Annotated in this window: 11 protein-coding genes; 3 read left to right on the top strand and 8 right to left on the bottom strand. The window is 60.0% G+C overall.

Features of this window, described 5'->3' with window-relative positions; all coding sequences use genetic code 11:
* Window positions 1-225 precede the first annotated feature (225 nt).
* Both C1722_RS10845 and C1722_RS10850 read right to left on the bottom strand, forming a co-directional pair.
* Complete coding sequence (locus tag C1722_RS10845) at window positions 226-792, bottom strand: DUF4256 domain-containing protein (protein ID WP_102379246.1); 567 nt, start codon at window positions 790-792, stop codon at window positions 226-228.
* Between the two features lie 357 nt (window positions 793-1,149).
* Window positions 1,150-2,820: an amidohydrolase gene (locus C1722_RS10850; RefSeq protein WP_180995155.1), complete on the bottom strand. Its 1,671-nt coding sequence runs from the start codon at window positions 2,818-2,820 to the stop codon at window positions 1,150-1,152.
* Window positions 2,821-3,247: 427 nt separating this feature from the next.
* Here C1722_RS10850 and C1722_RS10855 point away from each other — a divergent pair, with 427 nt between their 5' ends.
* Window positions 3,248-4,471 (top strand): hypothetical protein, encoded by a 1,224-nt coding sequence (locus C1722_RS10855; protein ID WP_102379248.1) that lies wholly within the window; start codon window positions 3,248-3,250, stop codon window positions 4,469-4,471.
* Window positions 4,472-4,543: 72 nt separating this feature from the next.
* Here the strand turns inward: C1722_RS10855 and C1722_RS10860 are convergent, their stop codons facing one another.
* From C1722_RS10860 to pdxS, 3 genes are all read right to left on the bottom strand, one after another.
* Window positions 4,544-4,906, bottom strand: coding sequence for a response regulator transcription factor (locus tag C1722_RS10860; RefSeq protein ID WP_102379249.1), 363 nt, complete (start codon window positions 4,904-4,906; stop codon window positions 4,544-4,546).
* 340 nt (window positions 4,907-5,246) lie between these two features.
* A complete protein-coding gene (gene pdxT / locus C1722_RS10865) occupies window positions 5,247-5,912 on the bottom strand; it encodes a pyridoxal 5'-phosphate synthase glutaminase subunit PdxT (protein WP_102379250.1) in 666 nt (221 codons plus the stop codon).
* 7 nt (window positions 5,913-5,919) lie between these two features.
* Window positions 5,920-6,843: a pyridoxal 5'-phosphate synthase lyase subunit PdxS gene (pdxS, locus tag C1722_RS10870; protein WP_102379251.1), complete on the bottom strand. Its 924-nt coding sequence runs from the start codon at window positions 6,841-6,843 to the stop codon at window positions 5,920-5,922.
* A 150-nt stretch (window positions 6,844-6,993) separates the two neighbouring features.
* On the opposite strand from pdxS, the gene pdxR reads away from it, so the two are divergent.
* Window positions 6,994-8,517: a MocR-like pyridoxine biosynthesis transcription factor PdxR gene (pdxR, locus tag C1722_RS16995; protein ID WP_180995156.1), complete on the top strand. Its 1,524-nt coding sequence runs from the start codon at window positions 6,994-6,996 to the stop codon at window positions 8,515-8,517.
* Window positions 8,518-8,624: 107 nt separating this feature from the next.
* On the opposite strand, the gene C1722_RS10880 is transcribed toward pdxR, so the two are convergent.
* Window positions 8,625-9,791: a 3-phosphoglycerate dehydrogenase family protein gene (locus C1722_RS10880; RefSeq protein ID WP_102379252.1), complete on the bottom strand. Its 1,167-nt coding sequence runs from the start codon at window positions 9,789-9,791 to the stop codon at window positions 8,625-8,627.
* 280 nt (window positions 9,792-10,071) lie between these two features.
* A complete protein-coding gene (locus C1722_RS10885; RefSeq protein ID WP_102379253.1) occupies window positions 10,072-11,133 on the bottom strand; it encodes an NADH:flavin oxidoreductase in 1,062 nt (353 codons plus the stop codon).
* 453 nt (window positions 11,134-11,586) lie between these two features.
* Here C1722_RS10885 and C1722_RS10895 point away from each other — a divergent pair, with 453 nt between their 5' ends.
* A complete protein-coding gene (locus C1722_RS10895; RefSeq protein ID WP_102379255.1) occupies window positions 11,587-12,753 on the top strand; it encodes an ankyrin repeat domain-containing protein in 1,167 nt (388 codons plus the stop codon).
* A gap of 113 nt (window positions 12,754-12,866) precedes the next feature.
* On the opposite strand, the gene C1722_RS10900 is transcribed toward C1722_RS10895, so the two are convergent.
* Window positions 12,867-14,549 (bottom strand): FAD-dependent oxidoreductase, encoded by a 1,683-nt coding sequence (locus C1722_RS10900; RefSeq protein ID WP_180995226.1) that lies wholly within the window; start codon window positions 14,547-14,549, stop codon window positions 12,867-12,869.
* Between the last annotated feature and the right edge of the window lie 16 nt (window positions 14,550-14,565).

The raw sequence follows: 14,565 nt of genomic DNA on the forward strand, positions 1-14,565 counted from the left end.
AGGCCGTTTGCATTGCTGGCATCAAGTTCGCCTTCTGCTGGCACAATCGCCTCATGCAAATATCTGCGTTTTTGAGCGTATCACGCATGTTATACAAATATGTTCTTTTTACATGGAAAACGGCAGGGTAAGGCTACACGGCAGACACTTCGCCGGAAAAGTTTTAGGCATTATAGAAAAAAGAAGCGCCGATGGGGGCCATCGGCGCTTAAACATCGCTGAGAGTTAAACGTACAGCACCCCGCGGAAACCGCGCGCACCGTAGTACGAATCGGCACCGTTGTGATAAACGAACACCGTGTCGTACCGACGGTCGCAGAACAGCGCACCGCCGAGATCCCTGATGCTCTCCGGGGTCTCGATCCAACTCGATGTTTTCCTATCGAATTCACCGAGCGCTTGCAGCCTTCGATACCGGTCTTCATCGAGCAGCTCGATCCCCATAGCCCGCGCCTCGTCAACCGCATTCCCGCTCGGCTTGTTCTTCTTTCGCCCCTCGAGGGCCGCGCGGTCGTAGCATAGGTTCCTTCGCCCAAGGGGGCTCTCCGGCGAGCAATCGACGAAGACGGCTTTGCCCGTAACCACGTCCATGCCGATCACGTCGGGTTCGCCTTCGGTCCGCTCCATAAGGTACAGCGAGCGGAGAGCATCTTCGTTCCCGTCGATCCGCGCGTGCACCTCGGGCCACGCAATCGTCGCATGGCGTTCGGGGTGCGAAGCGAATCGCGCCTCGAGTAGTTCGATAAGATCGTTTTTCTGTTGTTCGCTCAATGCCGCAGCAGCCCGTTTCATGCTTGCTCCTCTACGTTGTCGCGCCGTAAGGACGCTCTATTTCCATCGCAGTATAGAATCATGCATGTAAAAGCTAGTGTTAACGTCCCATTTGACATTCGTTCGTAAGGCACCCGATGCCTTTACGAAGGAATTCCCCGCAGCGAGAGCGTCGCATCGGCCACCCGAACGCATCGCATGCACCCGATCGCCACGGTCCAGCTCGGGGCGGAACGAGACCGGCTAGCAGATACGTCAGGAGCCGCTCGATATCGCTCGGGTTTGCCTCGCATTAACAAAAAAAGCGCCGACCGCATACGCAGTCGGCGCTACAGCAATCGACGCACCCTCACCCGTCGAGCGCTCCTCATTGTTTGCTTAGCCCTCGTACACGACCTTGCCACCGAGAATGGTCTTTGCCACCTTCGTATCGCGGTACGCTTCGACGTCGCCGATCACGAAATCGCTGTCGAACAGGCACAGATCGGCGAAGTTGCCCACCTCGACCGAACCCATTTTGTCATCGTCGTGGCTGAAGAACGCTGAGTTCTTCGTCCACATGATCAGGGCCTCGATGGGCGTGACCTTCGACTCATCGCCCTTGGAGAGCGTCTTGCCCGTCGTCTCGTCGAGCCGCGTGATGGCGTAGTACATGCCGAGCATCGGATTGGGAGACACCACCGGGCTATCGGAGCTTCCGCCTGCCAGGATCCCGTTCTTGAACATGAGACCCGGCGACTGGAAGCGCTCGACCTGCTCGGGCCAGAACAGCGGCTCCTCGCCCATCTGGGAGACGAGCGTCGGCTGCAAGCATACGCCTACGCCGAGCTCCTTCATGATGGGCCACTGGTCCTCGTAGGGGAGTTGGTAGTGGATGAGGTAGTGGCGCAGTTCCTTGACGGGCCTGATCTTGTTGGCTTCCTGGAAGGCGTGCAGCGCGCGGTCCTCGCTCGCATCGCCGATCGTATGAATGCCGAACTGCCAACCGAGCTCGGTCGCCTTGCAGACGAGGGCGTCGATTTCCTCTTGCGTGTAGATGGTGTCGCCGTAATATCCCGGACGCTGCCGGTACTCGCGGCGGCTCATGGCGGCGGTGAACGCAGCGGTGATGCCATCGAGCGTCACCTTGCAGCCGTTCAGCTTGAGCATCTCGTCGCCGAAGCCGGTGACGCAATCCATCTCTTCGAGGCGGCGCAGGTTGTCCTCGAAGGAGCCGAACTGCGGATCGAGGTAGAACATGAGGTTGGCGCGATAGGAAAGCTTGCCCTGCTTTCTCGCCTCGTTGTAGATATGCATCTGCTTATAGTTGAGGTTCGCGTCGATAGCGCTCGTAATGCCGAAGGAATTGAGACGACGCCCGATAAGCTCGAGGCTCTCGAGATGCTGGGCATCGGTCAGAGGCGGCTTGGCCTTGAGCATGGGTTGGAGCGCGCCGTTCTCGTAGAGGAGACCGTCGAGCTCGCCGTCGTCGTAATGCCCGATCTCGGCACCTTCGGGCTGCGGCGTGTCCTTCGTGTAGCCGCACGCTTCGAGCGCAAGCGAATTCGCAGCAATGGTATGAACGGACATATGCAGGAGAATGACCGGGTTGTTCGGAGCGACTTCGTCGAGCTCGCGGCGCGTGATGACCTCCTGGCTGTCCTCCCAGATGAGCTCGTTCCAGCCGTCGCCTTCGATCCATTCGCCGTCGGGGGTGTTCGCAGCCTTCTCGGCCACGGCATCGAGGATGGCCTGGCGGCTCGTCACGCCGTTGAAATCGAGGTTGAGCATCTGCTCGCCGGTCCACTTGCAGTGCATGTGGCACTCGACGAAGCCCGGAGTGAGAATCTTTCCGGTCGCATCGATGACGTTCGTGTTGTCGCCGATGTACCGATCCATTTCAGCAGCTGTGCCAACGGCGATTATCCTGCCGTCTTTCGCCGCAACACCGCCGTCCTCGATAATGGGGAAATCGGTCTTACCCTGCTTAACCTCGTCGCACGTAATCGCGACGGTATAGATTTTCGGATGCGCGATAACCAGATCGGCTTCGGGATACCAAGTTTTCATGCCGTACCTCCTTGTAGGTGTGCCCGTTAATGCAGGCATGCAGACAGCGCCGAAGCACGCGCCAGCGTGCTCGCCCGCGCCTCGTACCCCTCGCTTCCTCGGCCCTTGCATCAGTATGATGCGACCCCCGCATCAAGCACAGTGTCCGAAAGTGTGATATTTCTCCTCCCCGTACCGGTGGCCGTATTGCGTTTGCCCCCTGATCGTAGAGCTAATACCTCGTTTTTTACCCAGGCGTCGTCGAACACGGCTCCCGGTAAATCGTTCTTTCGGCTCATTGCGCTCAGTAGCTGCGCCGTTATGATTAAAAGACCCCTTCCCTTGGCACAACAGCATATCCGCTGGGTCGATTACCGTGCGGTCAGACACGAGAATCCGTGCGTTGCGCATGGTTTCGACCCTCGTTGCATACAGGAAAGGAGCTGGCATGGATCAAGACTCCACCCACGCTTCTCGCAAAGAGATACTGCCCGCTTTCGCAGGGACGCTTATCGGGGCAGTGGTTCTGTTCCTTGCGATGAACGCACTCCAGCCAATGTTGATGGAAAATCACTTCATCCATGATTTCGGCACCATGCTCGCCGGCTGCATGGAGGGCACGGTATTCTACAAGGTAATGTGGTATTTCGCAGACTTCACCGAAGCCACCTTCATCGCCTCGGTTCCCGCATCGATCTTCATGATCGTCGGCGGGTTCGTGGCCGCCTACCTCGAGCGGAAGAAGTCCCGCCTCGCCGGGACCGGTGTAGACGGCCACGGACACCTCTTCAGCGGCATGTTCTTCGCAACCGCAGCCGCTATCCTTTTGGGGATGCTGGTCTTCGGCGAACTCTACCCGGGATGGACGGGATGGGTTCCCACCTTCGCCGTAGTCCTTACCGTACAGGTTCTCGTGCTTTTCTTCGGCGTCAGCGCCGCGAAGATCGCAACCTCGGTGCTGCTCGGAACGTTCATCACGTTTCCGGTGGTCTACGTGCTCCAGATCTTTCTCGTCGGACCGCTTGGGCTCCCCCTGTTCGTCGCCGTCTCGATCGGCGTATTCATCGTCGTTCCGCTCTGCACGGCGCTGTTCAAGCTGTTCCCCTGGATGAAGATACAAGAGCCCGAAACGCCGCCGGCAGAAGAAATCGAAGAAGAGCAATCCAAATCCTCACCGACTTCGTTTTTCCTCAACCGCGTGTTCGGCGACGTTGGCGAGCTCGCCATCTGGGGTAGCTCCATCGCCACCGTCGCCATGTACGTCGGTGCGATCATCGGCTGGGTGCTCAACCCGCTCGAGCCCGCGTACGGCGCGGGGAACTTCCCGCTTCTCATCGCTTCCCAGATCGCCGTTGCTGCGCTCGCGATTTTCATCTGGTATCCGAAATGGAAGAAAGAGGGATGGGCGTTCACCTTCCCCGGCATCGTGCTCGTATCCGCCATCGTCGGAAGCTATGCAGCAACCGGTACGGTAAGCGATATCGTGATCGCGGTGCTGACCATCGCCATCGGGGCCGTCATCTTCGCCCCCATGGTCGAAAAGGTGATGGCGCTCTTCCGCTACAAGGGGTCCTACCACGTCATCGCCCTGATCCAGCTCTGCATATTCTCCGTGTGCATTGTCTGGTCGTTTGTGATCATGTACGGATTGCTTCCGCTGTTCGCAGCTTGATGCGCAGTCGCGGCGGAAAGCTCGAGGGGGGCTTTCCGCCGCGACGCGAATGTCGCCTGAAAGCAGCCTCCGCTAGCAGCCGCAGTAGAATTTCGAAACAAGAGTTGCCCTGTTGGCCGCTTTTGCCTTATCGAATATTTTCTGCATATGGGACTTGACGGTTGACAAGCTGATGCACAGCGTTGCGGCGATTTCAGCATTGGTGTAGCCCTTGAGCACCAGCTGGAAAATCTCCTTCTCTCTTCCCGTAAACGAGTCGAGAGGAAAGCTATCGTTGCCCGCACGAAGCCGCTCAGTCGGCTCCACGCGGATAATGCAGGCTTCGGCATTGGCAGGATCGTCAGCTATGCAAATGCGATATTCCGATCCCGTCGTTGTCGTAAAGGTTACGAGCTTGCTCTTTCCCTTCGCATCAGCGTGATGGGGTTCATGCATAGGCACTTCCTTCCCTTCTTGCAAGCACGGGCGCAGCCAAGCGCGGCTCTGGGAACCCGCATTGGCAGGCGCCCGACGCCTGACCGTTTTTTATCGCTCCGTTATACTTCATGCATGAATCATGCCAACTAAAGCGTTAAAAAACCGCAGGTCACGTTGACTTGCCGTCGACAAGGTCGTCTCGTTTTTCAAATTATGAGATCAACCGCTGTTTCGTCCTGCGACGAAAACGAGAAGATCGGTTTGCCCCAACCGTTTCCGGAACCATGCTGTTCACCCTCGAGCCGATGCGCACGCAGGGCCTCGCAGGAAGCCCGGCGGCAAGAATGCGCTCTTTCGCTTATCCGATAGACCGGACGGCTTCCGCGCTCTTCCAGAAAGCCCGAGCGCTTTCGGCGCCGCCCATGGCGAGAAACGCCTCGAGCACCCGATCGTCATCGTCCAGCTCGGGATGGAACGCAACCCCGAGCTGGTTTCCGTATCGTACGGCTACGATGCTGCCGTCGATTCGCGCGAGCACATCGACGCCTTCGCCTGCTTCGACGACTAAGGGTGCACGGATAAACGTCATGGGCACATGCTCCAAACCCGCGAAAGCGGCACTCGCATGAAAGCTGCCGAGCTGACGGCCGTAGGCGTTGCGGCGTACCGCTACGGGCAGCGTGCCGAAGCCGCCAGCGCCGCCATTCCCGACCCTCGCGGCAAGCAGGATGAGCCCTGCGCACGTTCCCAAAACTGGCATGCCCGCCGCGATGCGCTCAAGGAGCGGTTCGAACATGCCCAGCTCGTGCAACAGCTTGATCTGCACGGTGCTCTCGCCGCCGGGCAGCACCAAGCGATCGAACGGCTTTGCCGCATCGCTTGCCTGGCGCAGCTCGATGCACCGGCACCCAAGCCGCTCGAAGCGGCGCTCGTGTTCGACGAAAGCCCCTTGAACGGCCAGCACGCCAACCGTTTGCCCTTGGCCGCACGACGCCGCGCCGTCCGTCCGTACCGTTTGATTCACGACGAGCCTACCTCCCGCGCTCCGCCATGAGGATATCGATCTCTTGCTCGTTGATGCCCACCATAGCCTCGCCGAGGTCTTCCGAAAGCGCAGCTATCATGCCCGCATCCTCGAAGTTGGCAACGGCTTTCACGATGGCCTGAGCGCGTTTTGCCGGATCACCCGATTTGAAGATGCCCGAACCTACGAATACGCCCTCGGCACCGAGCTGCATCATAAGTGCGGCATCGGCGGGGGTTGCCACGCCGCCTGCAGCGAAGTTCACCACGGGCAGCCTTCCCTCATCATGCACGAACCGCACGAAATCGTAGGGCACCTGCAACTGCTTGGCCTCCTCGAACAGCTCGTCTTCGCGCAGCGAGACCACCTTGCCGATCTGCGCATTCATCATGCGCATATGGCGGACCGCCTGTACCACATCGCCCGTACCGGGCTCCCCTTTCGTCCTGATCATCGAGGCGCCTTCCGCGATACGCCTCAGCGCCTCGCCGAGATCGCGCGCACCGCACACGAACGGCACCGCAAACGCCGTCTTGTCGATATGATAGGTATCGTCGGCTGGCGAAAGCACTTCGCTCTCGTCGATGTAATCGATTTCGACGGCTTGCAGTACCTGCGCCTCGACAAAGTGCCCGATGCGGCATTTCGCCATAACGGGAATGCTCACCGCAGCCTGGATACCCTTGATCATGGCGGGATCGCTCATGCGCGACACCCCGCCCGCCGCACGAATATCGGCAGGAATGCGTTCGAGGGCCATAACCGCGCAAGCTCCCGCCTCCTCGGCGATGCGCGCCTGCTCGGGCGTGGTCACATCCATAATCACACCGCCCTTGAGCATCTGGGCAAGTGCGCGGTTGAGTACGCTGCGGCCCTCGGTAGGCTGCTCGTTTGGCACAACGGTTTTAAAAGCGGGATGGGAGTTTGGCATAGCGGTTTCCTTTCGTTGAAGAACCCATCGAATCCTACTGCCCATATGGATATAGTGGTATGATCAAAATACTAGTTTTGAATAAGACCAGAATAGAACCAGCGGCGCCTCAGAAGACGCCTTCGGTTCAGACATCCGCAAAGGACGCTCGTGCTCACCTACCAACTCGACCAGCGGGGAACGGCCAGCCTGTACGAATACCTCTACACGTGCATCCGCGCCGATATCGAATCGGGCGCAATCGCCGCACACGAAAAGCTGCCTTCGAAACGAACGCTGGCAAAGCATCTCGGCGTCAGCCTCATCACCATCGAAGGCGCCTACGCCCAACTCGCTGCCGAAGGCTATCTGTACTCCATCGAACGCAAAGGTTATTTCGCATGCCCGCTCTCGATTGGCTCTACGCCTTCGCCGCCCCCCGTATGGAAAGCGCCGCGAAACGATTTGCGCGCGCCCCTGGCACGCGCCACGGCACAAGCAAACCCGCATAGGGCATCGGAGAACGCCGAAACGCCCGCGGATGCCGCTTCGGATGCAAACGCCGCCGAATGCCCTGTTGCCGATTTCTCCAGTGGATCGCATGCCGCGGGCCTCTTCCCGTACAACACGTGGGCGAAAACGGTGCGCGAAGCTCTCACCTGCGAATCGGAGCAGACGCTGCTCAACGAATCATCGGCCGCAGGATCGTATCGGCTGCGAGAAACGCTCGCTTCCTACCTCAAGGGTTTTCGCGGCATGCAGGTGCAACCCGAGCAGATCATCGTGGGGGCAGGAGCGCAACTGCTCTACATCATGATCGTCCAACTTCTGGGAAGGTCTTGTCGCTTCGCCGTCGAGGATCCGGGCTACCCGCGTCTCACGAAGATATACCGCAGCAACGAAGCAGCGCTCTCGCATGTGCCCATGGATCAGAGCGGCATCGTCGTCGAAGCCCTTCGCGCGAGCGCCGCCGACGTCGTTCACATCATGCCCTCCCACCAGTTCCCCACCGGCATGGTCACGCCGATCAGCCGCCGCTACGAACTGCTCGGCTGGGCAAACGAACATGAAAACCGCTACGTTGTCGAAGACGACTACGACTGCGAGTTCCGCTTGGCAGGGCGTCCCATACCGCCGCTGCAAGCCATCGACGCAAGCGAGCGCGTGATCTACGTCAACACCTTCGCAAAAAGCCTCGGCCCCGCCTTCCGCATCGGCTATCTCGTGCTGCCGCCGCATCTGGCCGAACGGTTCGCCGCCGAACTCGGCTTCTATTCCTGCACGGTGAGCGCCATCGATCAGCTCGCCCTTGCTCGCTTCATCGAGAGCGGCGATTACGAGCGCCACATCAACCGGATGCGCAGCCACTACCGCACGGTGCAAAACGAACTTGCCTGCGCACTCAAAGCAAGCGCCGCAAGCGACCGCATCGCCATCGAAGCGCAGGATTCGGGACTGCACTTCATCATGCACGTCGACACGCTTGCCGACGACGATGCGCTCGCTGCGGCGTTTCGCAAGCACGGCGTCGCCCTCGATCCTCTCTCGGGCTTTTTCCAGCGAGACTTCGCCGCGTGCGCACCCCTTGAGCGGGAGCGCTACGAGCACCGGTTCATCGTGAACTGCGACGGCATCGAACGGTCGGCGATCTTTCCCGCAGCTGAAGCGATAGCGCAGGCAATCGCTTCGGTATAAGCATCGCACGACACGCAGCGATCGATACGGGCATCGGCTAGGCAAGAACAGAAAAAAGGACCCGGATCGCTTGACCCGAGCCCTTGCATTGCCCCATCGCTTTCGGGCTATTTGACCACGCGAACGCGACGAATGCCCTCGATGCCCCTGAGCTTGCCAATCGCCTCGTCGGGCGCGGCCTGGCTGAGATCGAGCAGCGTATAGGCGTGATCGCCCTTCGACTTGTTCGTAAGGTTGTCGATGTTTACGCCCCCCTCGCCGAATGCCGTGGTGATCTGGCTCACCATGTTGGGGATGTTGTCGTGGAAAACAGCTACGCGGCTTGCGCCTTCAGGGCACACCCCCATGTCGCACGCCGGATAGTTCACCGAGTTCTTGATGTTGCCGTTATCGATGTAGTCCACGAGCTCGCGCACCGCCATCATCGCGCAGTTGTCCTCGGCTTCAGCCGTCGAGGCACCGAGGTGCGGCAGAACGATTGCGCCTTCCATGCTCATAACCTCGGGGACCGCGAAATCGGTGATGTAGGCGTGGACCTTGCCCGATTCGAGCGCTTCGGCCATGGCGGCGTTATCGACAAGCGTATCGCGGGAGAAATTCAAGAACACCGCCCCGTCCTTCATGAGCGAGCACGCATGGGAATCGATCATCCCGATCGTGCTTTCCATCGCGGGAACGTGGATGGTGATGTAGTCGCACTCGCGGAAGATATCGTCGATGTTCGTCACGTGGTGCGCTGCACTCGACATGCGCCATGCAGCGCCAACCGACACGTAGGGATCGTAGCCGTATACATCCATGCCTAGATCGATGGCAGCGTTCGCAACCTCGGCGCCGATGGCTCCGAGCCCGATGACGCCGAGCTTCTTGCCGAGGATCTCGCGTCCCGCAAACGCTTTCTTCGCCTTTTCGGCTGCTTTGGCAATGTTTTCGTCATCGGCGTTCTCGCGGCACCACTCGATGCCGTCGACGATTCCGCGGCTGCCGAGCAGAAGCGCGCAAAGCACGATCTCCTTCACGGCATTCGCATTGGCACCAGGGGTGTTGAACACCACGATGCCCTCTTCGGCGCAACGATCGATCGGGATGTTGTTCACACCGGCACCGGCGCGCCCGATGGCGAGTAGGCTCTCGGGGAATTCCATGTCATGCATTGCCGCACTGCGGACCAGGATACCCGTTGCCTTGTCGAACTCGTCGGTAAGCTCATACGATTCAGGCAGCAGATCGGTACCGTACTTGGAAATGTTGTTCAGGCAATGGATGTAATGCATGGATTCTCCTTCGCGCACGAATGATTGATGTCGCGTGCTTTCCCGCTTGTCGGAGCTCGCGTCCCCGGCATCCCAATAATGAACGTATGATACCCCAAAACACCCGCCCGACCGCGCACGTCGTGCATAGCGGCCGTTTTGCTTGGCTAACCGCACTTCTCATCGACAAGATCGATGAGCTCCTGTTTGGCATGAACGGCCGAAGCGCGCTCGCAAACGCATAACGACGGGCCGATCGGCTCCAACGGTCACGGAAGCCCGAATGCTTTCGGGCATCCGTTTACTTCGCAGGCAGAATACAGCGGTGCCCGCGCGTCGCATCGCACTTGTTGCACGAGATGCAACGCGGGCCATACGCAGGATCGGCAGCCCACCGATTCACGAGATCGGGTTCGCATATGAGGGGGCGGCACATCCCGAACGCAGCGACAGCGTCCTCAGCCGCCATTCGCTCCATTACGGCAAAACTCCGATTGCCGCCCGTGAGAACGATCGGCACCGAAGCCTCCTCGGCCAACCGTTTCGCGTAAGCGGCGAAAAAGGGCTCGCCCGCGACCCCTCTCACCTTGCATGCGCGCCACGCACCGCTCACCTCGATCGCATCGATGCCGCTTGCAACAAGAATCTTCGCCACCGCAAGGCTGTCTTCCTCAGACAACCCCCCGTCCACGCCGTCGGAGCTGTTGAGCTTCACCATAAGCGGATAGCCTCGCCCCACCCCGTCGCGAATCGCAGCCATCGCCTCCACGATGATGCGGGCGCGGTTTTCGATCGAGCCGCCGTACTCATCGGTGCGATGGTTGAGCAGCGGACTCAAGAACTGGCTCAGCAGATATCCATGGGCCGCATGCAGCTCGACGCCGTCGAATCCAGCCTCCTTCGCACGGCGCGCTGCGGCGGCAAACGCCTCGATCAGCATCTCGATATCATGCTGCGACGCCTCAACGGGCACGATACCCGTCTTCGGGTTCGCGATGGCCGAAGGTCCCAGAATGCGTTCGCTCGGCGGATCGAGCCTGCTCGCAGAGCCTCCGTACACGATCTGCGAGACGATGCTGGCTCCTCGTTCGTGCACGGCATCGACAAGTGCTCGGTATTCGGGAACAAAGGAGTCGTCGTAGATTCCCATCATGTTCGGATTCGGGTGCTCATCGGCCGTGACGTACGCATACCCCGCGATGATGGTTCCCACGCCGCCTTCGGCCAGCTCTTCGTAGATCGCTGTCAGCTCTTGCGTCAGATGCCCGTCATCGGTGGCAAGCCCCTCGTACGTCGCCGCCCGCACGAAGCGGTTTTTCGCCCGCATAGCTCCCATGGTCAACTCTTCGAATAGACGGCTCATCGCACCCTGCCTCCGCTCGGTTCCCTTTCGCTTTCGCACGAAGTAATGATAGCGCACTCGGGAATGGGATAGGGCGCGCGGATCAGCTTTGACATAGGCCGAGGGGGCGCGACGTCGATCCGCCGACAAACCACCATTGATATGGTTTCGCTAGAGACCCCGAAGCGTCAAATGCTTGCTAGGCAATCCGCGCGAGGCGTCGGTTCCGACGCGGAGCCAGAAAGGCGAACCGGGGTCTCGGCGCGCAGCTGCGGGCGGGCGCCCGCAGCGTGTAGCGGCGGCAAGCAAATCGATTGGACACGAATCCTTGTCCACCGTCGCCCTTTCGGCGAGCATGTTGCTGTTTTGCTCCCATTTCTCTGCCGCAGCACCGTCTTCCTTCCAAGAAATCCCAACACCCGCTATCATGAGAAGGGGAACGGCAATGCAACCGCACATCGAGAGGACTTGCCCATGGGATTGTTCGATGCTTTCAAGAAAAAGCGAACTGCAGCAAAAGAACCTGTTCAAACACAGAAAGCTGCATCCGCCAGCAAAAGCACCGCCGCCCAAACCGCCTCGCCTGAAAACAGATTGCGCACAACGCTTCCGAAGGATTTCGCCGATACCGTCGGAGCCGGCGATGTTGCCGCCATCAAGGCGGTATTCGATCGATGCCGGATCGATGCAACCAGCGGCTACGCCAAAGAGACGGCACTTGCCTTTGCCGGCATGCCCGAAGAAGCCGTTCGGTGGCTCGTCGCCCAAGGGGCGGATATCAACGCGAAGGATTTGTACGGAAACACGCCCCTGCACAAGGAAGCTGCATGCTGGCAGGGAAATACCGAGCTGCTCGTCCAACTCGGTGCCGATATCGAAGCGAAAAACAACGACGGCAATACGCCGCTGCATCGCGCCGCCTGCAAAGGCGTCGCCCAAACGGTCGAACGGCTGCTCGCACTCGGCGCCGATCCGCTTGCAAGGAACAACGAGGAGCGGACGCCGCTCGAACAGAGCCTTCGCGAATGCCGAAACGCCGATATCGTGAACGTTGCCGCAGTGGCAGACCTCCTCGTTGAAGCCGGAGACGGTACCGCACCGGCGGCAAAACGATCCGTCGAAAGCATCGGAAAATCCTTCGAGTTTTACCGCGATAGCTTCAACAAGGATTCGCTCGAGGAAACCGACGCGGCGCTCTCCCATCTCTACGAGCTGTTCGGGGTTGCTCCCGCCGCAAGGAGGCGCATCCACGATGGCGTATCCCCCATCGCCGTAGACGCCGAAACCTGGCAGAAGCAACACGCCGAGCTGTGGGACTATCTTGTCCCTGCCAAAGGCCACGCAGCCACCGCCCAGGGCGAAGCCATACGCATCACCGGCAAAGTCGCCTACGAGGTGCTCGATAACGGCGGCATCAACTGGGATGCCGATTTCAACAAGATGCTCGGCGCCCTCGCCCGTTTCTTTCGCTCCGGAAACCCGTTGAGCGAAACGGAAGCAGACGAGGCGGACGCGCTTGTAGACGCCCTCAAAGACGGCTTCGGCGAGAAGGAGCCCGACCGCCTCAGCGAGCTTGCGGTGCGATGGGTCCTCGCCAACCCCGATCCGATGCCTCTCGGCAAACAGACCTACCGGAGATAGCATCCAACAGGTGCCGTCCGCAGCGCATGCACGCCTTACGCGACGGAAAGAAACGCGCATGGCCTCGCACCCGAAGAGGCGCGAGGCCATGCGAGAAACCGATGCCGCTTGTTTTACGCTCCTTTTGCCCGATCTGCTGCGAACTGTCCGGCACGACGTCCGCCCGTACAGGCGCGGCCGTGGCTCACGCCCGAAACGGTGATCGGATAATCGTCGAAGAAGAAGCTGCCCGAGCAGTTACCGGCAGCCCATAGACCTTCGATGGGCTTCTTCTCGGCATCGAGCACCTGCTGGTTCTCATCGATTTCCAGTCCGCCGAGCGTGATCAGCAGCGTCGTTCCCGAATGCACCGCGTAGAACGGCGGCTCGGTGATCGAGCTCAGGCACTGCGCACGTTTGCCGAAATCGGTATCGACGCCCGCTGCGCACAGCTCGTTGTAATGCTCGATGGTCGCCTTCGCCGTTTCCTGGTCGATGCCTTCCATCTTCGCAAGCAGCCCTTCGATCGTGTCGGCCGAAAGAATCTGGCCTTCTTCTATAAACTGCTGTATCTCTTCGGGATTGTGCAAAGGCGAACGGAAATCCTTGCATACCACCATGCCCATGGCGGGGCCGTCGGTTTCCCATTTGGCATCCCAGATGACCCACTTCATGTGCCTCGGCTGGGCGTTATGGGCACGGCAGACGTAGGCGTACGGCATGTCCTCGTTGCAGAATCGCTCGCCGAAATCGTTGAGGTACAGCCACGGCTGGCGCGTCAGCGGGATCGATGGCATATGCTCAAGCCCCTCGACGCCCTCGTCGAAGTACATCGGGCAATGCGGCGCAGGGTCGATCGAGGCGCCCGCCCACGCTCCCATGCGAATGCCGTCGCCGGTGTTGTGCGCGGGAGTCGTGATGTTGTATATATCCTCTTCGTGGTTCGGAACGAACGCGTCCATCATTTCGGTATCGGCTCCGTAGCCGCCCGCTGCCAAAACCACGCTCTTCGCATCAACCTGGTAGTGCTTCGAGCCGTCTTTGTACACGACGCCGGTCACCGGTCCGCTCTCGCCGCGAATGAGCTGCTCGGCCGTCACGTTGAAACGGATCTCCACTCCGAGCTCCTCGGCATAGGCCGTAAAAGCCTTCGCCCACCCGATCGCAAACGGAGGCTCGTAGCCCGCTTCGGCTCCTTCGGCCAGAAGATCGTCGGTCGGCACGATCTGGAATGCGTCGGTTGCGAAATGCTCATACCATGCATCGGGAATAACCTGCATCTCCTCGGGCATCGGCGCAACGGTGATGCCGTGGTCGGTGAGCATGCCTGCGGCCCAATCGAGCGCCTCGGCCGAATGGTCGACCCACGCCTTAACCACACGGTAATCTCCCCTGTGCCCGCCCCAGCGCAGAACCTCCTGCAACACGTCCTCTTTGCGCGCCGTCAGATCGATGCCGACCTCCTTCTGCAACGAACCGCCGATCGCGCCGTAATCGATGCCGCGAAAGTTTGCGATGCCGGTCTTTTCGAGGACAAGCACGCTCGCCCCCTTCTCGGCAGCCGAGCACGCAGCCGAAAGCCCGGCCATGCCCGCACCAACGACCACAACGTCAACCGATTCGGCGCCTTCAACCGATCCGATCGCTTCGGGTTCGGTTTCCCAACTGTAGGTTTTCACGCCTGCCTTCGCGTTAGCGACCGCCTCCGATTCCTGCGGAGCGCATCCCACGAGCCCCGCCACTCCCATAGCGGCTACCGATGCCGCGCCAAGACCGAGAAAGCTCCTTCTGCTCAATCCCTTTTTCTGCCCTTCCATGGTTTCCTCCCATCGA

This window comes from Raoultibacter timonensis, from assembly GCF_900240215.1.
Lineage (GTDB): Bacteria > Actinomycetota > Coriobacteriia > Coriobacteriales > Eggerthellaceae > Raoultibacter > Raoultibacter timonensis.